General features: G+C 67.3%; 15 protein-coding genes and 1 pseudogene. 4 read left to right on the forward strand and 12 right to left on the reverse strand.

The genetic code is table 11. From position 1 onward, the window contains the following. Positions 1 to 12: 12 nt before the first annotated feature. The 4 genes from treY to abc-f form a co-directional block, all read right to left on the reverse strand. Positions 13 to 2,346: a malto-oligosyltrehalose synthase gene (gene treY, locus BJQ95_RS10185; RefSeq protein WP_130177166.1), complete on the reverse strand. Its 2,334-nt coding sequence runs from the start codon at positions 2,344 to 2,346 to the stop codon at positions 13 to 15. A gap of 5 nt (positions 2,347 to 2,351) precedes the next feature. After that, positions 2,352 to 4,580: a glycogen debranching protein GlgX gene (glgX, locus tag BJQ95_RS10190; RefSeq protein WP_130177167.1), complete on the reverse strand. Its 2,229-nt coding sequence runs from the start codon at positions 4,578 to 4,580 to the stop codon at positions 2,352 to 2,354. A 106-nt stretch (positions 4,581 to 4,686) separates the two neighbouring features. Continuing rightward, positions 4,687 to 5,721: an LLM class flavin-dependent oxidoreductase gene (locus tag BJQ95_RS10195; RefSeq protein ID WP_130177168.1), complete on the reverse strand. Its 1,035-nt coding sequence runs from the start codon at positions 5,719 to 5,721 to the stop codon at positions 4,687 to 4,689. A gap of 97 nt (positions 5,722 to 5,818) precedes the next feature. Next, on the reverse strand, positions 5,819 to 7,504 hold the full coding sequence (gene abc-f, locus BJQ95_RS10200) for a ribosomal protection-like ABC-F family protein (protein WP_130177169.1): 1,686 nt from the start codon (positions 7,502 to 7,504) through the stop codon (positions 5,819 to 5,821). Positions 7,505 to 7,618: 114 nt separating this feature from the next. Here abc-f and BJQ95_RS10205 point away from each other — a divergent pair, with 114 nt between their 5' ends. Next, positions 7,619 to 8,821 carry a PLP-dependent aspartate aminotransferase family protein gene (locus tag BJQ95_RS10205; RefSeq protein ID WP_130177170.1) on the forward strand — a complete coding sequence of 401 codons (1,203 nt, stop codon included), beginning with the start codon at positions 7,619 to 7,621 and terminating at the stop codon, positions 8,819 to 8,821. 115 nt (positions 8,822 to 8,936) lie between these two features. Continuing rightward, on the forward strand, positions 8,937 to 9,311 hold the full coding sequence (locus tag BJQ95_RS10210; RefSeq protein ID WP_130177171.1) for a hypothetical protein: 375 nt from the start codon (positions 8,937 to 8,939) through the stop codon (positions 9,309 to 9,311). A 56-nt stretch (positions 9,312 to 9,367) separates the two neighbouring features. Here BJQ95_RS10210 and BJQ95_RS10215 read toward each other — a convergent pair whose 3' ends face one another. The 3 genes from BJQ95_RS10215 to BJQ95_RS10225 all read right to left on the reverse strand — a co-directional run bounded on the left by BJQ95_RS10215 (position 9,368) and on the right by BJQ95_RS10225 (position 10,756). After that, positions 9,368 to 9,796: a YchJ family protein gene (locus tag BJQ95_RS10215; protein ID WP_165384891.1), complete on the reverse strand. Its 429-nt coding sequence runs from the start codon at positions 9,794 to 9,796 to the stop codon at positions 9,368 to 9,370. 25 nt (positions 9,797 to 9,821) lie between these two features. Beyond that, a complete protein-coding gene (locus tag BJQ95_RS10220) occupies positions 9,822 to 10,337 on the reverse strand; it encodes a heme-binding protein (protein ID WP_130177172.1) in 516 nt (171 codons plus the stop codon). Positions 10,338 to 10,405: 68 nt separating this feature from the next. Continuing rightward, positions 10,406 to 10,756, reverse strand: coding sequence for a zinc ribbon domain-containing protein YjdM (locus tag BJQ95_RS10225; protein ID WP_256041342.1), 351 nt, complete (start codon positions 10,754 to 10,756; stop codon positions 10,406 to 10,408). 216 nt (positions 10,757 to 10,972) lie between these two features. On the opposite strand from BJQ95_RS10225, the gene BJQ95_RS10230 reads away from it, so the two are divergent. Together BJQ95_RS10230 and BJQ95_RS10235 are read left to right on the forward strand one after the other, a co-directional pair. Beyond that, positions 10,973 to 11,551, forward strand: coding sequence for a hypothetical protein (locus BJQ95_RS10230; protein WP_130177174.1), 579 nt, complete (start codon positions 10,973 to 10,975; stop codon positions 11,549 to 11,551). Beyond that, complete coding sequence (locus tag BJQ95_RS10235) at positions 11,548 to 12,327, forward strand: PspA/IM30 family protein (RefSeq protein WP_130177175.1); 780 nt, start codon at positions 11,548 to 11,550, stop codon at positions 12,325 to 12,327. The genes BJQ95_RS10230 and BJQ95_RS10235 overlap by 4 nt, the downstream gene beginning before the upstream one ends. 774 nt (positions 12,328 to 13,101) lie before the next feature. Here the strand turns inward: BJQ95_RS10235 and BJQ95_RS10240 are convergent. The 5 genes and pseudogenes from BJQ95_RS10240 to BJQ95_RS10260 all read right to left on the reverse strand — a co-directional run bounded on the left by BJQ95_RS10240 (position 13,102) and on the right by BJQ95_RS10260 (position 17,982). After that, on the reverse strand, positions 13,102 to 13,851 hold the full coding sequence (locus BJQ95_RS10240; RefSeq protein WP_130177176.1) for an ATP-binding protein: 750 nt from the start codon (positions 13,849 to 13,851) through the stop codon (positions 13,102 to 13,104). Further along, positions 13,848 to 14,666, reverse strand: a pseudogene (locus tag BJQ95_RS10245) (IS21 family transposase); the annotation flags it as partial. The gene BJQ95_RS10240 and the pseudogene BJQ95_RS10245, both read right to left, overlap by 4 nt. A gap of 94 nt (positions 14,667 to 14,760) precedes the next feature. Continuing rightward, complete coding sequence (locus tag BJQ95_RS10250; protein ID WP_130177780.1) at positions 14,761 to 15,780, reverse strand: tyrosine-type recombinase/integrase; 1,020 nt, start codon at positions 15,778 to 15,780, stop codon at positions 14,761 to 14,763. After that, the gene (locus tag BJQ95_RS10255) at positions 15,767 to 16,741 is read right to left on the reverse strand and encodes a tyrosine-type recombinase/integrase (RefSeq protein ID WP_130177781.1); all 975 of its coding nucleotides are present in this window, start codon (positions 16,739 to 16,741) and stop codon (positions 15,767 to 15,769) included. Before BJQ95_RS10255 ends, BJQ95_RS10250 begins: the two co-directional genes overlap by 14 nt. Continuing rightward, positions 16,741 to 17,982 carry a tyrosine-type recombinase/integrase gene (locus BJQ95_RS10260; RefSeq protein ID WP_256041343.1) on the reverse strand — a complete coding sequence of 414 codons (1,242 nt, stop codon included), beginning with the start codon at positions 17,980 to 17,982 and terminating at the stop codon, positions 16,741 to 16,743. Before BJQ95_RS10260 ends, BJQ95_RS10255 begins: the two co-directional genes overlap by 1 nt. Positions 17,983 to 17,989: the final 7 nt, after the last annotated feature.

Consider the following 17,989-nt stretch of genomic DNA (forward strand, 5'->3'; position numbering starts at 1 on the left):
TGCTGTGATCGGTCACTGAGCGACCTCCGCGGTAGCGGTGGCTGCGGGGACGAGCAGCGCGACCGGGTAGCGCGCCAGCAGCTCGGTCAGGCGCACTTCGCCGCCGGGGTGGCGAGTGCCGGTGAGCGTGTCCTGCCAGAAGTGCCCGGCGAGCATGATCGTGGTGTCACCCCAACCGGTGCGGGCCAGTGCGTCCGGCAACCGGGTCGCCACGGTCACGGCGCCGCCGCGGTCGTAGGCCACCACGTGCGCGGCGGCCGGCCCGAACGCCTCGATGGGCGCGTGGCGGGTGAACAACTCCGGCCGTTCCCGTCGGAGCCGGAGCGCCCGGGTGGTGACGAGGAGCTTCGCGGCGCCGGTCTCGTCGATCGGCGGGAGCCAGCCGTCGGTCACACGGTCCAGGTAGTCCCGCCGCACGACGTAGTCCACCGGGCGCCGGTTGTCGGGATCGACCAGGGACATCTCCCAGAGTTCGCTGCCCTGGTACACGTCAGGCACGCCGGGCGCGGTGATCTGGATGAGCTTGAGGGCGAGGGAGTTGCTCCAGCCGGCTCGTTGCACCCGGTCGACGAAGGCCGCGACGGTGCTCTGGAGCGGCCCGGGCTCGGCCAGGCGCCGGACCAGGTCCCGCATCGCGTTCTCGAAGGTCTCGTTCGGCGCGGTCCAGGTGGTCGAGAGGTTCGCCTCCCTGGACGCCTTCTCGGCGTAGCCGATCAGACGGTCGGTCGAAGCCGGCCAGGACCCGACGATCGCCTGCCAGAGCAGGTTTTCGAACGGGGCGTCGCCCAGCGGTGCCAGGCTGCGGAGCTCGGCGAGCACGGCGGCCCATTCGTCTGGAATCTCGGCCAGGACCGAGATGCGGGCCCGCACGTCTTCGCCGCGTTTGGTGTCGTGGGTGGACAGCGTGGTCTGCGAGGCGGGCGCGACAGCCAGCCGGGTCTGCTGGCGGCGGTGGAACTCGGCGACCGGAACCGCGAACTCGCTCGGGTCCGCGCCGACCTCGTTGAGGGAGGTGAGCCGGCTGTAGCGGTAGTAGGCGGTGTCTTCGACGCCCTTGGCCATCACCATCCCCGAGGTCTGCTGGAAGCGGACGGCGGCCGGATGTGTGGGGTCGGTGAGGTACGGCTGCAGTGCGGTGATGGTGCCGTCCAGGTCGGGACGGCGCTGCCGGGCCAGCCGCACCGCGGTGTCGAGTTCGTGCCGGCCGACGGGCAGGTAGGAGCGGTATACCGGGAACCAGGCGATGAGTTCCGACAGGGCGTCGACAGCGTCGGGCACCTCGGGGAGCAGTCGGTCGAGTCGGCGGACCTCGCTCTGCAGGATGCCGTCGGCGATGGCACGTTTGCCGCTGTACAACAGCTCGGTCCAGGACACCGGGGTCGCGGTGGCCGCGCCGGCGCGCTCGGCCTGCAGGGTGGACTCCAGCGCGTCGAGGGAGCCCTGGCCGGCGGGGTCGACGAGGACCCTGTCGAAGTCGGCGAGGGCGTCATAGCCGGTGGTGCCGTCGGTCGACCAGCTGCTGGGCAGCTGTTCGCGGCCCTCGAGGATCTTCTCGACCAGCAGGTAGCCGTCCGGCATGGCCGCGTGCAGCCGGTCGAGATAGCCGCCGGGGTCGGCGAGGCCGTCGGGGTGGTCGACCCGCAGGCCCTGAACCTGGCCGGAATGCACCCAGCGCAGGATTTCGCGGTGGGATTCGTCGAAGACCCAGGGCACCTCGACCCGAACCCCCGCGAGGGTGTTCACGGCGAAGAAGCGACGGTAGTTCAGGTCGGTGTCTGCGCGGCGCCAGTTGACCAACTCGTAGTGCTGCCGGTCGTGCACCTCGGCGGCGGTTGCGCCGTCGTCCGCGGTGCCGGGCGCGATCGGGAACCGGTTGTCGTAGTAGTGCAGTTCGTCGCCCACCACACTGAGCTGGTCGAGCTCGCTGTCACCGTCGCCGAGCACCGGCAGCAGCAGCCGCCCGTTACCCGCCGGCCAATCCACGTCGAACGCCTCCGCGTAGCGGGAGCCGTGCCCGGCGCGCAGCAGGTCCCACCACCAGGCGTTGCTGTGCGGCGTGTTCACGCCCACGTGGTTGGGCACGATGTCCACCAGGATGCCGCGGCCGGCCAGGACCGCCCGCTCCGACAGCCGGGCCAGCGCCTCTGGTCCGCCGCGGGCGGGGTCGACGGTGCCGTGATCGATCACGTCGTAGCCGTGGTCTGACCCTTCCTCTGCCCGCAGCAGCGGCGAGAGGTACAGCCAGTCGGCGCCGAGCTGGGTGATGTAGTCGAGCACGTCGGCCGCCGCGTCCAGATCGAAGGCCGATGTGATCTGCAGGCGATAGGTGGAGACGGGGAGGCTCATGTCGGTTACGCGTGTCCTTCGGTCGAGGAGTACGGGTCCGGCAGCACCGGCAGCGTCAGTGGGGTGGTCGGCGGCGACGGGTGGCTGGCCAGGGACGCGGCGACGGAGTAGTCGGGGACGACCTCGGGTTCGTGGTACTCGCGCAGCACGACGAGCGACCGGCCCTTCGCCGTGTGGATGGCGCCGGCCGGGCGGGGCAGCGAGTCGGCGCCCACTCCCCCGGTGTCGATCACGATCTCCCAGGCCGGGGAGTACTCGGCGCTCGGCAGGGTGAATTCGACGTCCTCGGCATCCGCGTTGAACAGCAGGATGAAGTTGACGTCGGTGACTTCGCGGCCGCGGGAGTCGCGCTCCCGGATGCCCTGGCCGTTCAGGAACATGCTCACGGTTCGGGCCCGGCTTTCGTCCCAGTCTTCGGCCCGCATCTCTTCACCGTCGGTGTTCAGCCAGACGATGTCGGCCAGCGGGTCGCCGGCTCCGCGCTTGCCGGGGTGGCCGTCGAAGAAACGGCTGCGGCGGAAGGTGGGGTGTTCCTTGCGAAGGCGTACGACGGCTGCGGTGAATTCGATCAGGGGCGCATCGGCTTCGTCCCAGTGGATCCAGCTGAGCTCGGAGTCCTGCGCGTAGGTGTTGTTGTTGCCCTTCTGGGTGCGACCGAGTTCGTCGCCGTGCAGAATCATCGGCACGCCCTGGGAGAGCAGCATCGTGGCGATGAAGTTGCGTTGCTGACGGCCGCGGAGGGTTCGGATGGCGTCGTCGTCGGTGGGCCCCTCGACACCCGAGTTCCAGGACCGGTTGTGGCTCTCGCCGTCGTTGTTGCCCTCGCCGTTAGCGTCGTTGTGCTTCTCGTTGTACGAGACCAAATCGTTGAGGGTGAAACCGTCGTGAGCGGTGACGAAGTTGATCGAAGCGACCGGGCGGCGCCCCGAGTGCTCGTAAAGGTCGGCGGATCCGGAGATGCGGGAGGCGAATTCGCCCAGGGTCGACGGTTCGCCGCGCCAGAAGTCGCGCACGGTGTCGCGATACTTGCCGTTCCACTCCGTCCACTGCGGCGGGAAGTTGCCAACCTGGTAGCCGCCGGGGCCGACGTCCCAGGGCTCGGCGATGAGCTTGACCTGGGAGACGATCGGGTCCTGCTGCACGAGCTCGAAGAAGGTGGAGAGCTTGTCGACGTCGTACAGGTCGCGGGCCAGGGCACTCGCGAGGTCGAACCTGAAACCGTCCACGTGCATCTCGATGGCCCAGTAGCGCAGTGAGTCCATGATCAGCTGCAGCGAGTGCGGGTGCCGCACGTTGAGGGTGTTTCCGGTGCCGGTGTAGTCCATGTAATAGCGACCGTCGTCGTCCATCAGCCGGTAGTAGGCGGCGTTGTCGATGCCCTTGAAGGAGATGGTCGGGCCGAGGTGGTTGCCCTCAGCGGTGTGGTTGTAGACCACGTCGAGGATGACCTCGATGCCGGCGGCGTGCAGGTTCTTGACCATGCCCTTGAATTCCTGCACCTGCTGGCCGAGGTCGCCGCTGGAGGAGTAGGCGTTGTGCGGGGCGAAGAAGCCGATGGTGTTGTAGCCCCAGTAGTTGCTCAGGCCCTGGTCCTGCAGGGTGGAGTCGTTGACGAACTGGTGCACCGGCATCAGCTCGATCGCGGTGACGCCGAGCTTCTGCAGGTGCTCGATGACCGACGGATGCGCCACGGCCGCGTAGGTGCCGCGCTGGGACTCCGGCACCTCGGTCTGCAGCTGGGTGAGCCCCTTGACGTGGGCCTCGTAGATCACCGATTCGCTGTATGGGGTGCGAGGCGACCGGTCGCCGGTCCAGTCGAAGAATGGGTTGACAACGACGCCGAGCATCATGTGCGGGGCGGAGTCCTCGTCGTTACGGGAATCCGGCTCGCCGAAATTGTAGGAGAACAGGGCCTGGTCCCAGTCCATGACACCGCAGGTGGCCTTGGCATACGGGTCGAGCAGCAGCTTGTTCGGGTTGGCGCGCTTGCCCTCGCTCGGGTTGTACTCGCCGTGCACCCGGTAGCCGTAGCGCTGGCCCGGCTGTACCTCCGGTAGGTAGCAGTGCCAGACGAAAGCGCTGGATTCGCGCACCTCCACGGGCGTCTCGGCGCCGTTCTCGTCGAACAGGCAGAGCTCTACCCGCTCGGCGGCCTCACTGAAGAGAGCGAAGTTGGTGCCGCTGCCGTCATAGGTTGCGCCGAGCGGGTAGGCAGTTCCGGGCCAGGTTTCCACGGTGTACTCCTCGAGGAAGGTGAGAGCGAAAGGATGATGGTGAGTGATGTGCCTGCGCCCAACCCACATGTTCACGCTACCCCGTCCGGGGCCCACCGAATTCCCGTCAGGCCATGAGTTCGTGCACCATGGGTGCCACCTCGGTGCCGTACAGCTGGATACTGTTCATCAGCTTCTCGTGCGAGAGGGTGCCCAGGCTGTATTTGAGGTCGAAGCGGGACAGCGAGAGCCCGGTGGCCATCTTGGCGATCTTGGTGGCGACGGTCTGCGGGGAGCCGACGAACAGGGCGCCGTCGGGCCCGGCATCCTGTTCGAACCGGGCCTTGGTGGCCGGACCCCACCCGCGTTCCCGGCCGATACGGTCCTGCATGGCGCGGTAGTGCGGCCACATCTCCTCGCGGGCCTGCTCGTCGGTGGCGGCGATGTAACCGGGCGAGTGCTCGCCGATCGGCAGGCGGTCACGGCCGAACTGGTCGAGTGCACGGTGGTAGAGGTCGGTGAATTGGGCGAACGCCAACGGTTCCCCACCGATGATGGCGAGCATCAGGGGCAGGCCGTAATGGGCGGCGCGTACCACGGACTGCGGGCTGCCGCCCACGCCGATCCAGGTGCGGATAGTGCCGGATTCGGTGGGCGGGAACACCCGCTGGTCGGCCAGCGCGCTGCGGGTCTTCCCCGACCAGGTCACCGGTTCCTCCTTGAGCAGTTCGCTGAAGAGTTCGAGCTTCTCCTCGAACAGCTGCTCGTAGTCGCTGAGCTCGAGGCCGAACAGGGGAAAGGACTCGGTGAACGAACCACGGCCGAGGATGACCTCCGCACGGCCGTTGGAGACGGCGTCGAGGGTGGCGAAGCGCTGGAACACCCGTACCGGGTCGTCGGAGCTCAGCACGGTGACGGCGGAGCCGAGCCTGATGGTGCTGGTCTGTCCGGCGATCGCCGCCAGGACGACCTCGGGAGCGGAGACGGCGAAGTCCTCCCGGTGGTGTTCGCCGATGCCGAAGAAGCTCAGGCCGACCTCGTCGGCCAGCACCGCCTCTGCGACGACGTTGCGTAGCACCTGGGCGTGTCCGAGCAGGCTCCCGTCCGCGGCGTAGGTGACGTCGCCGAACGTGTCGAGACCCAGTTCCAGTGTCGGTGCCATGTGTGGTGCGCCTTTCCCCTCAGTTTGCATGCATACGCATATGAGGGGTCAACTGCCGGCACCCCTGTCCTATTCCGGATGCGACCAGCCGGTACCGTCAGTGCCGCACGAAAACGCCCGTCGTCGTCTCGGTGACCCGGCCGGCGTCGACCGTCCAGTGCCGGTCGAGTCGAACGGTAGACAGCATCCGCCGGTCGTGCGTGACCAGCAGCAGGGTGCCCGTGTAGGACTCGAGGGCCTGTTCGAGCTGTTCGATTGCGGCGAGGTCGAGGTGATTGGTGGGTTCGTCGAGCACCAACAGGTTGACCCCGATGGCCTGCAGCAGCGCGAGGCCCGCGCGGGTTCGTTCGCCGGGCGACAATGCGTCGGCGGGCCGGTTGACGTGCTCCGCCGTGAGGGAGAATTTGGCCAGGAGGGTGCGGATCTCGCCCGCGGCCAGGTCGGGCAGGCGTTGTTCGAAAATGGTCACCAGGGTCTGCTCGCCGGTCACGCTGGCCCTGGCCTGGTCGATCTCGCCGACGGCCACGCTCGCGCCCAGACTCGCCGATCCCTCATCGGGAGACCGGCGGCCGAGCAGCGCACGCAGCAGGGTGGTCTTGCCGGCCCCGTTCGGGCCGGTGATGCCGATCCGCTCTCCCGCATTGACCTGCAGGGAGACCGGGCCGAAGACGAAGTCGCCCTGCCGGATCAGAGCGTCGTTCAGGGTCGAGACCACGGTGCTGGAGCGCGGAGCGGCGCCGATGGTGAACTCGAGCTGCCATTCCTTGCGCGGTTCGTCGACCTCGTCGAGACGGCTGATGCGGCTTTCCATCTGCCGCACCTTCTGCGCCTGCTTCTCGCTGGACTCCGTGGCGGCCTTGCGACGGAGCTTGTCGTTGTCCGGGGACTTCTTCATGGCGTTCCGCACCCCCTGGCTGGACCACTCCCGTTGGGTGCGGGCGCGGCCGACCAGGTCGGCCTTCTTGTCGGCGAACTCGTCGTAGGCGGCGCGCTTCTGCCGCCTGGCCGTGGCGCGTTCCTCGAGGTAGGACTCGTAGCCGCCGCCGAAGACCCGGTTGGCGCCCTGGGCAAGGTCGAGTTCGAGGATCCGGGTGACCGAGCGGGCCAGGAACTCCCTGTCGTGGCTGACCAGCACGGCTCCGCCGCGGAGGCCCGACACAAACGCCTCCAGGCGCTCGAGGCCGTCGAGGTCGAGGTCGTTGGTGGGTTCGTCGAGCAGCACGATGTCGAACCTTGACAGCAGCAGTGCGGCCAGGCCGACCCTGGCGGCCTGGCCGCCGGAGAGCGAGGTCATCAGGGCATCCGCGGCCACATCGGCGTCGAGGGTGAGACCGAGGTCGTGCAACACGCCGGGCAGCCTGTCGTCGAGGTCGGCCGCGCCGCTGGCCAGCCAGCGGTCGAGGGCGACGGAGTAGGCCTCGGCCGGGTCCGCTCCGCCGGCCACGGCAGGCTCGGCCAGGGCGGCGGCGGCGGCATCCATCTCCCGGGTGGCCTGGGCACAACCGGTACGTCGACCGATGTACGCCGAGACGGTCTCGCCGGGCATCCGCTCGTGTTCCTGCGGCAACCAGCCCACGAACGCATCCGCCGGCGCGAGGGTGACGGTGCCGCCCTGCGGCTCGTCGAGGCCCGCGAGAAGGCGGAGCAGGGTGGACTTGCCCGCACCGTTCACACCGACGATCCCGACGACGTCACCGGGCGTCACCGTGAGGTCGAGGGAATCGAACAGGGTGCGGTGGGCGTAGCCGCCGGCGAGGTCCTTGGCGACGAGTGTTGCGGTCATGGTCCTAGTTTCCCATTCGATTCCCACACCGGATGCTCGCTGCCCGCGTTACCCGCCGCCGTCGCGAAGCGTCACACCGGTGCCGGCGCCGGGGCCGATCGTTACGCTGGGCCCATGACGGTTCGTCCAGACAAACAGGTGCCGGAATCCCTCGCCGAGTTCAGCCAGGCCGTGCACGCCGGCAATCACATCGATCCGGGGACCCATTCAGTGCGCACCCCGATCGTGATGGCGAACTCCTACGCCCTGCCGGAGGATCCGTCGTCGATCAGCTGGTCTGGCACCGATGTGCCGCTCTACACGCGCAATAGCGGAGTCAATCAGCTGGGATTGCAGCAGAAGCTGGCCTTGCTCGAGCGTGGCGAGGACGCCGTGACACTGGCCAGCGGGGTGGCCGCGCTGCACGCAGTGTTCTTCACCTTCCTACGCACCGGCGATCACGTCGTGGTATCCGATGTCGCCTACGAGGCCACCTTCAAGCTCTTCCGTGAGCTCCTGCCCGACAAGTACGGCATCCTGGCGACCTTCGTCGACACCAGCGACCCGGCGGCGGTGGCGGCGGCGATCCGCCCGGAGACCCGGTTGGTGCATGTCGAGGCCATCGCCAATCCCACCACCCGGGTGGCCGACATCGCCGCGATCGCCGACATCACCCGCGCGGCCGGGGTGCTCCTGTCGGTGGATTCCACGTTCACCCCGCCCCCTGTGCTCCGTCCGCTCGAGCTCGGGGCGGATCTCGTGGTGCATTCGCTCACCAAGTACATCAACGGCCACGGCGACGCGATGGGCGGCGCCGTCATCGGCTCGGGCGAGCTGATCCAGCGCATCAAATCGGAGGCCATGGTCGACGTGGGCGGCGTGATCAGTCCATTCAACGCCTGGCTGATCATGCGCGGCTCGGTCACCCTGCCACTGCGGATGCGGCAGCACACCGAGTCGGCCCAGCGGGTCGCCGAGTTCCTCGCGGCTGATCCCCGGGTGGCGTACGTCGCCTACCCGGGCCTGCCGGGGCATTCGCAGCACGCCGTGGCACTCAGGCAGTTCCGGCACGGTTTCGGCGGCATGCTCGCCTTCGCCGTCGCCGGCGACCCGGCCGCCCAGAACCGATTCGTCTCGGAGCTGCGCGTGATCACCTCGGCGGTGTCGCTCGGCCATGACGAGAGCCTGATCGTGCACGTCTCGGGCGATGGCCCCCGCGCCGCGTACTACCCAGCCGAGTTCCAGCGCCTCGGCCACCTGCGCCTCTCGGTGGGCCTGGAGGACGCCGAGGACCTGATCGGGGACCTCTCCGCAGCGTTGGATGAGACTTTCCGCTGACCGCGCAGGGCGGGGCGCTACGTATCCGCCACAATGGACACACCAGCGTCGACACCACGACACCTCCTCCTAGCGTGCGGGCAGCACCACCGGGCCTGCGGAACGGAACGGAACCATGAGCGAATCAGACCTGCTGGGCCACTGGGCCAGCGCACGATGGCACATCATCGTTTCCCAGGTCGCGCCGACCCTGCTCCTCACTGCGCTGATCGGATTCGCCGCCCTCGGCTTGGCCGACACCCCGCTGAGCGTCCGCATCGCTGCCGCCGGCGTGCTGCTGGCGTCGGGCATCCTTGGAGCGCTGGCGCAGATCGCCGCAGCCAACGAGGCCACCGCGGTCATCGGCGACCTGCAACGTCTCGACGCACCGTCGACACTGAGCCGGCGGGTCATAGCCTCAGCCCCGTGGATCATTGTGGTGCGGCTGGTCACCCCGGCGATCTTCGTGGTCGTCTACATCGCCCTGCTGACCGCTCTGTTCCTGCCGTAGAGCCCCTGCGGGGCCCGGATCTCCGACGGCCGCGACGGCCGCGCAGCGGACTCGGCTCAGCCTTCCGCGTCCAGGTACAGCCAGGCGCCGGACACCTTCAGAAACCGGCTGATCTCGTGCTGCCGGGTGCGTCGCCCGTTGTGTCGGGAGTATGCGGTGAACTCGACAACACCCTCGGTGTCGAACATTCTGCCCCGCACCGTCCGGTCGATGTCCAACCGCGTCCACCGAACCGCCGGGTCGAGCTCGAGGGCGGCCGGCCGGGTGAGCGGATGCCACGTCCGCAGCAGATAGGCACCATCACCGACAGCGAAGGCCGCATAACGCGACCGCATGAGCTCCTCGGCCGTGGCAGCCGCCGCGTCGCCGCGGTGCAGGCGCCCACAGCAGGCGTCATAGGTGTTGCCGCTGAGGCAGGGACACCCGACGGAGCCTTCGGCTGCGGGGGCGCCCGCTACTTCTCCGGCGGAATCTGGATTGGACATCCAGCCATTATCGAGGTTCGCGGGCTTAGGCGGAGATCACCCGAACCAGGGCCTCGTTAGTAGCGAGGTATCTGGTCCGTAATGTGGGCCCGAAGCGCGCGAAGTATACCGGTCCGTCCGGCAGGAGGTCGGCCGCCGGCAACCAGCCGAGCAGCGCTCGGCCACGGTCGGAGAATCTCCTCGTGCTCCAGCCTCCCCCGAAACGCAAGACCGCGGCCTCGTGGGCCGGGACGAAACGCACCCGCAGATGCTCATCGAGGGGGCCAGGGGCCAGGTCCGGATCCTGCTGCCCCTGCAGCACGAGGCTGACCAGGTGCCGGGACTCCCCCGCCAGTTCCTGCAGCACCGGGGTGGTCACGGGCAGCGAGGCACCCGACCGGTTGCGGCCGCCGAGGTAGTCAAGCAGCTGACGGACCCCCCGGCCGGCCGCTCGGACGGAGTCGCCGTCGACCGGTACCTGAACGACGACACAGTCCGGATATCGACGGACGTCGAAGCTGGGAAACGCCCGAACCACCGTGTAGGGCTGCTGCGCGGTCATACCGGGCAGTGTAATCCTTTCCCCCTACTCGGGGGTGGCGGGCCGCCTCCTGGGCGGACGGGATCCGGTCAGGCCTTCTTGACGACGCTGGACTTCAGTTGCGTGGTGACGCCTTCGATGCGCGCCTCGATGTCGTGGTCGCCCACACCCTGGCGCAGGCGGATGTCGCGTACCTTGGTGCCGACCTTGAGCACATTGGTTCCGCCCTTGACCTTCAGCCCCTTGATGATGGTGACGGAGTCGCCGTCGGCCAGCACACTGCCGTGGGCGTCGGTGATGACGGTGGCGGCAGCCGGCTCACCGGAGTCGGCGGCCTCTGCGGACCATTCGTGTGCGCAGAGCGGGCAGACCAGTAACGACCCCATCTCGTAGGTCATGTCGCTGGAGCATTCCGGGCACGGGGGCAGGGTCTCATTCACACCCCCATCGTACGCACCAGGGGGTACCGGCGGATCGCACCCGCATTCGCCGGGGACCCCGTGGCGCGAATCGCAGAAAATATTGAGGAAAATTCCGGCTAACGAGCGTACCGTGTGCGCCATGATCCAGAATTCCTCGATCGTGACCGCACACGGCGCCGGCGTCGGACTCGCCCGCCCAGCGTGCACCACTCGGGCACCGGGACAGGGGCCGCTGTGAGCGTGCTCGCCGAGGTGCTGCTCGCCCTGGCCGCCCTGATGCTCGTGTCCACGGCGGTCGTCGTCGTGACCGCCCGGGTGGTCTACACCCGCGTCCGCCGCAGCCGGGTCGTGGGCGCGTCCCTCCTGCGCGCTCGCGCGACGTTGACTTTCGGCAGGCAGCATGAGGTCCTCAGGCTGCGGGTACGCCTCTCCGACACCCTCGCCAGCGGCCGCGAAGCCCTGAACCTGGCAGACCGCACTGGCCGTCCGCGTGGCGACCTGCACCGGCTCTTCGAACGCATTCGCGGGGAAGCCGCCGCCGTCGACGCCCAGTTGATCCTGTTGTCCAGCGAGCGAGACGCCAGGGCGCTCGCGGACGCCCTCCCCACTGCCGGGGTCCGCGTCGAGCAGATCCACACCCTGGTGCGCCGGCTGCGTACCGCCGTGTCCACGGGCCTCATCGGAGCCACTGATGACGCGTTGACCGGGCTGACCGCCGACGTGGACCGTGAGGTCGCCGCCCTGGACGCCGGCGTGCGCGAGCTGCACGCCCTGAATGCCGATAGTCCCCTCCCCGGACGGAGCGCACCATGACCTTCTCCTCCCGCTTGCGCGTCATCTTCCGCAGCAAGGCGTCCCGCACCCTGGACCGGCTGGAGGACCCCCGCGAAGCCCTCGACGACAGCTACGAGCAGCTGGTGCGGATGCTGCAGGAGGTCAGGGTGGGCCTGGCCGAAGTGGCGACGGCGAAGAAGCGCATCGAGTTACAGGGCGAGGAGATGGGTGCCCGCCATCAGCGACTGGCCGACCAGGCGAACGAGGCCCTGAACCAGGGCCGGGAGGACCTCGCCAGGACCGCCCTTGAGCGGCGCTCCCTCCTCGAGGGCCAGGTGGCCTCGCTTCGGGACCAGTACACCACTCTGCAGAAGCAACAGGCCCAGTTGCAGGACAACGAACGGCGCCTGGCCGAGCGGGTTGCCGCGTTCCGCACCGAGAAGGAGAGCATCAAGGCCAGCTATGCCGCTTCCGAGGCGCAGGTGAAGGCCAACGAGGCCGCGGCCGGCCTGGGGTCTCAGATGAGTGATGTCGGCGTCACCCTGGAGCGGGCCAAGGACCGGATCATGCAGATGCAGGCCCGCGCCGCCGCCACCGACGATCTTCTGGCCAGCGGCGCCCTGAGCGACCTCACCGCTCCACCGGATGCCGATCTCACCCGGCAGTTGTCGTCCGGAACGACCGCGGCCGAGGTCGACCGGCAGTTGCGGGCGTTGAAAGAAGCCAGGGCGGCCCGGTCCGGCCGACCGGCCGGGTCTGGCGGCAGCGAACCGGAGGACTGGCTGCGCATCGGCGACGGCCCGCAGTCCCCCTGACGGTTCGGCCGGATCCGTCGCTGTGCGGGCCCGGATGCCGGCGGACTTTCGGCCCGTGAACCGACCGGGAAATTCGTCGAGAATTCTGAAGCGTTCCCCACCCGGCCCGATCAGGAGATCGTAAAAAACCCCCGATGACCTATGTCATCAGGGGGTTTTCTTGTGCTTGGTGGATCCGAGGGGATTCGAACCCCTGACCCCCTGTAGTTCTCAGCGGGTTCGAGATTCGTCTCTTCTGAGTCGTCGATTCGACTTTCCTTGGACGAAGTACTGGTCAATTGGTCTTTTCCAAAACCGAATCTTCTTCTTGCGATCTTTGATCTTATCTCCATTGGGCAATTTAGACCACCTTCGACGTCGCTGAAGTGTCGAATAAGTGTCGACCGCTCAGCAGGGTTGCTGTGTTCGCATTCCGTAAGTTCGGCACTTCCGTTCAGTTGCGAGCTCGACAGGCCGGCGTGGACGACCTGCGTGGTTGCCATGATTGGAGAAGGTTCCGTCATCATCTCCGCGGCGAGGACCGCGTCCTCGACCGGAGGGACCTTCACGCGGTCGATGTAACGGGGAGTAGATATCGATAATCAAGTAGGCGTCGAAGTACTTGCCCTGCAGCAGGCCGCATCGCGCAGTTTTCGCCACTCCGTGATCGGCGAGGAATAGATTGAGTATTTGAGGCGTTGAGCACCACCCAATCGTGCCGTTCAGCACCACCGATCGTGCGGGAGAGCACCAGTGGTGGTGTGGCCTGGCACCACTGGTGCTCCTCTTCACGGATTACGCGGTGGTGAGGGCCGTGTGCTCGCGCATGTTGTAGTTGCCCGTTTCAACCCAGACGGTGTTGTGGATGATCCGGTCCATGATCGCGTCGGCGTGAACACCGGAGCCGAGGCGCTGGTGCCAGTCCTTCTGCGAATACTGGGTGCAGAACACCGTCGACGTTTCGCCGTAGCGGCGCTCCATTAGCTCCAGCAGCATGCCGCGCATCGACTCCGTCGGCCGGTCCAGTAACCACTCGTCAATGACGAGCAGGGTGAACGCGGCGTATTTGCGGAGGAACTTCCCGGACCCGCCGGAGCTGTCTTGGGCGGCGACCCAGGCTTCCTCGAGGTCGGGCATGCGGACGTAGTGCGCGCGGATGCGGTGCTCGCAGGCGCGCTTGGCGATCGCGCAGCCCAGATAGGACTTCCCTGATCCGGTGAACCCCTGAAAGACGACGTTCTGCTGCCGGGTCACGAACGAACAGGTGCCGAGCTGAGTCAGCAACGGCCGATTCAGGCCGCGCTCGTCGAGCAGGTCGATGCGGCGCATGTCCGCGTTCGGATAGCGCAGCCCCGCCCGGCGGATCAGCCCGGCGACCTTGGAGTGCGTGAAGGTGGAGTAGGCGTCATCGACGACCAGCCGGACCCGTTCTTCGAACGTCAAGCTGATCGAGAGTGTTTCGTCCTGGGTGTCGATCGCCTCGAGCAGCTCGCCCGCGTTCATCTCGCGGAGCTTGCGCTTGGTCTCGCCGTCCAGGCGGCTCAACGCGTCCCTCCGGCGTAATAGGCGCTGCCGCGGACGTAGCCACCGTCATCGCCCTCAGGCTCCTCCGGGACGAGGCCGGTCTTGTCCTGCCCGGTATCGAGGATCGGTCTCAGGTGCGCATACCGCGGGGACCGGATCGGCCCTCGAAGCGCCATCGCGCAGGCTGCTTCGACCCGGGCCGGGGAGAACCGGCGCGAGAGGCGCAGCACGGCCAAGGCCGGGTCGAACCCGGCCTCCTCGATGGAGGCTGCTACGAAGATCTTGCCGATCACCGTCACCGTGGCCGGGCCCGTCCGGGCTGCCCAGTCGTTGATCCGGTCCCGGTCCCAGGCCTGCCAGCTGCGCCCCTCGGGCAAGTCCGCGTCGTTCGTCTGATACTGATTCACCGTGCTGGCCGGCAGCAACAGGTGGCAAGTCAAGCGTTCATCACCCCGATAGACCTCTAACATCGTGTCCGTCACGCGAAGGTCAACGAGAGCGCCGATGTGACTGAAGGGGACGGAGTAGAAGTTCTTGGCCCAGACCACGTGAGCGTTTTTGTTCACCTTGCGCCGGTAAGACCAGGTGCTGATCTCGAACGGGACAGCGGGCAGGGGTTGCATCAGCGGGAGTTCCTCGGTGGTGAACACGCTCAGTCGGGAGCCTTCGCGTTTCTGGAACGGCTGCCGGTTATAGGCATCGATCTGTTCCCGAATCCGTCCCCGCAACTGCGCCAACGAGGTGAACTGCTCGTGCCTGAGCCCCGCGATGACCCAGGTCGCAACATGAGACACCGTGTTCTCAACGCTCGCCTTGTCTTTGTTATCCCGAATTCGGGATAAGCGCGACTATCCCGAGGATTCTGTTATCCCGAGTATCGGCCGCGATGCCTGTGCGGTGGCGGCCTGAGGGCTGATTTCCTCGGGATAATCACTTCAGCCCGGCGAGCTGCAGAATGAGGTCGTCGCCTCCGTTCCAGAGCGGTGCGAGGTCGGGTGTGGAGCTGCCTGCTTTCTGGATCGCCTCACGGACCATCTGGTTGTCGGCCGACGCATAAATGCTCGTGGTCGAGATGTTCGCGTGGCCGAGGAATTCCTTGATGTGGGGAAGGGGAACCCCGACGCGCAGCATCTGCATCGCGCGGGCGTGCCGAAGCTGGTGGGCATGGACCTTCTCCGGGACCTCCGAACAGTGTTGCCGTGCCGCGGTCGCGTGTTTGTTGAGCAGGTAGGAGATGTTGTCCTGGCTCATCGGGTGCCGGCGACCCGCCCGGACAGTGAAGAACAACAAGGCAGCCGAATTCGCCGCGCCGGGATGCAGCTCGGCCAGATACTGGTCGAGGTGGCGGGCGGTCTTGTCCATCAGCGGGACGGTCCTGCTCTTGCGGCCTTTGCCGGTGAGCGTCACCCGCGCGGCACCGATCGTGGTGTCGATATCCGCTGGGGTCAGGTCCAAAATCTCCTGGATTCGCGCGGCGGCGTCGAAGGTGAGCAGGATGAGGGTGGTGTCCCGGCGCCCGCGGCCGGTGTGCTGTCCGGGGGCGCGGATCAGCGCGTCGACGGCGGGCATGCTCAACCCGTCCGGGGCTCGCGTCGGCGTCCGGGCGGGTCTGACCTGGGTGACCTCCAGCCAGATCGACACCAGTGCCGGATCCTCGCCGGCGCAATACGACAGGAACGACTTGACCGCGGCCAGGCGCTGGTTCGCGGAGGAAGCTGCGAGATGCCGGGTCTCCAACAGCCAGGTGAGGAAGGCAGTGATGGTGGAGCGGTCGATGACCTCGAAGGAGACCTCGGCCAGGGCGAGGTGCTGCGACTCGCGCAGGAAGTCGAGCAGGGCGTTCAGCGCGGTTCTGTAGGAGCGGATGGTGTGCGGACTGAGCCGCCGCGACCGGGGCAGGTGGACCGTCAGCCAGGATCGGACCAGTCGGAAGAAGTCATCGGAGGCCATCGGGGGCCTCCAGGAGTGCGGATTCGATTCCGGTGTTGGCGATCCGGCGCAGGTCGACGTGGAAGTCCGCGGCAAGGTGGAAGTAGTACCAGGTGTCCTCCGTGTTGGCGTGTCCGAGATGCAGGCTCAAATAGGCCACCAACGCTTCCGGGTCCTTCCCGGCGAGGACCCACCGGTTGATGTTCTCGACCACATGGGCATGGCGGAGGTCGTAGACGCGCGGCGGCGAACCCGGGCTGGACACGACGGGCGGGTCGGCGGCGGCCAGCAGCTGCTGGAACCAGTAGTCGATCGTGCAGTCGCTATAGAAACCTCCGTAGCGATTCGGGAAGAACGGGACCCGGTCCGGATGGTGGACGCTGATCGTCGCGTCATAGTTGCGGCAGTATTCGTGCAGGTCTGGTGAGAGGAAGACGATGCGGTCCTTGTGCCCTTTGGACTGCCGGATGCTCACCGTGCCGCGGGCCAGGTCGACGTCGTTGCGGTGCAGCGTGCGGGCTTCGCTCGGCCGCAGCCCCAGGCAGTAGATCATCCGGAAGATCACCGGGATGATCACCTCCCGTCTGCCGCCATAGCCGGTGGCCTTGATGTCGTCGGCGGCGTCGAAGAGGGACCGTAGCTGCGCGTGGGAGTAGATGTGCGGGCGGTAACGAATTTGTTTGCCGGGGATGCCCGGCGGGATGACGAAGGCGCTCAGGCCGAGGGCGCCCATATGTTTGGCCAGTTGCCGGATCGGGGTGATCCGCCGCATCTGCCCGTTGACGTGCTCATCCGGGCGGGCGACGGCCCAGGACATGGCCATCTCCTTCGTCAGCGTCACCTCGCCCGGGTAAGTCTCAGCACACATCCTGTCGAAGCGGCGCAGATGCGACTCGGAGTTCACGTAGGGCAACCCGATCGCGTGCTTGAGCTCCAGCAGGGACTGCAGCGGAGCGGCCAGGCCGCTGACGAAGCCGCTCATCAGAGTGCTCCTCTCGGCTCGATACCGGCGAAGTCGAGGCAGCACTCCCGCATGCGCTCGTCGTCGGCCGAGAGGTAGTGTTTCGCCGAGGTGATCCCCCGGTGCCCGAGGGCGCCGGAGATCACCGGCAGCGGTGTGCCGTCCGCCAGCAGCCGGGTGGCGAACGAGGCCCGCAACACCCGGAAGCCGCGGCCGGTGCCGTTCTGGGTGACAGTGCCGGAGCGGGCGAAGGCCCGCGCGGCCACCCAATACAAACTGTGGGATAGGGTCAGGCCCACGTAGGGGGCATGGGAGCGCAGGAAAACATGGTCGTCGTCCCCGTCGACGGGTCTGCCATGCAACAGATACTCCGCAATCGCCTCACCGACCTCGGCCAGCAGCGGCAACGTCACCGACGCCCCCGTCTTGTGCTGGGTGAGAGTGATTCGTGCGTGCGGCCAGTCGATATCGCGCAACCGCAACCCTGCGATGTCCACCGGCCGCAGCCCCGTCCGGGCGCCAACCAGCAGCATTGCTCTGTCCCGTAAGCCCATCGGTGTGGACACCGCCGCGGAGTTCACCAGCGCGTCGACTCCGTCGGCCGAGATGACTCCCACCGAGCGGACACGCCGCACCCTCTGAGCCGGGACCGCCTGCGAGAGTCCGACGCCGTAGCCGGATTCCTCCCAGAAGCGACACAGCACGCGCAGCGCCGACAGCACTGTCCTCATGCTCCCCGGCTGGTACCGGCTGCCGAGAAACACCACCATTGCCGACACGTCCATTCTGGACAGCGCCCGAGCATCGGCCACGCCGCGGTCGGGCAGCCACGCCAACGCGGCGCGCGACACCGTCGCATACAGATTCTGGGTGCTGACGGCCAACGACCGGCCCTGCAGCCAGCGCTCGAACTGCTCCTGGACCGGGCGGAAGACCACGTCCAGCGCATCATTCGGATGCGCCGGGCGAGCCAGACACCACTCATAGGACCCGGTCCGTGCCACCTCCGACAGCACCAGAGCGGCCTTGCGCAGCAGCTTGCTTTTCCACCCTTTGAACCGGCCGTCCCGATACTCCGCGGCGACGAATTCAATAAACGCGGCGACGGCCTCCTCTCTGAACTCATCGATACCGTCGCGGGAACAGAACCTCGCGAACTGGGACCACGCCCACCGGTACTGCATCGTCGTCGATGGCGCATGCTGCAGTCCACTCATGGCAGCATCCGCCTGCACGATCAGCTCGCCAATAGAAACATTCATCTCGAAG

It is taken from the genome of Cryobacterium sp. SO1 (genome assembly GCF_004210215.2).
In the GTDB taxonomy this organism is placed as follows: domain Bacteria; phylum Actinomycetota; class Actinomycetes; order Actinomycetales; family Microbacteriaceae; genus Cryobacterium.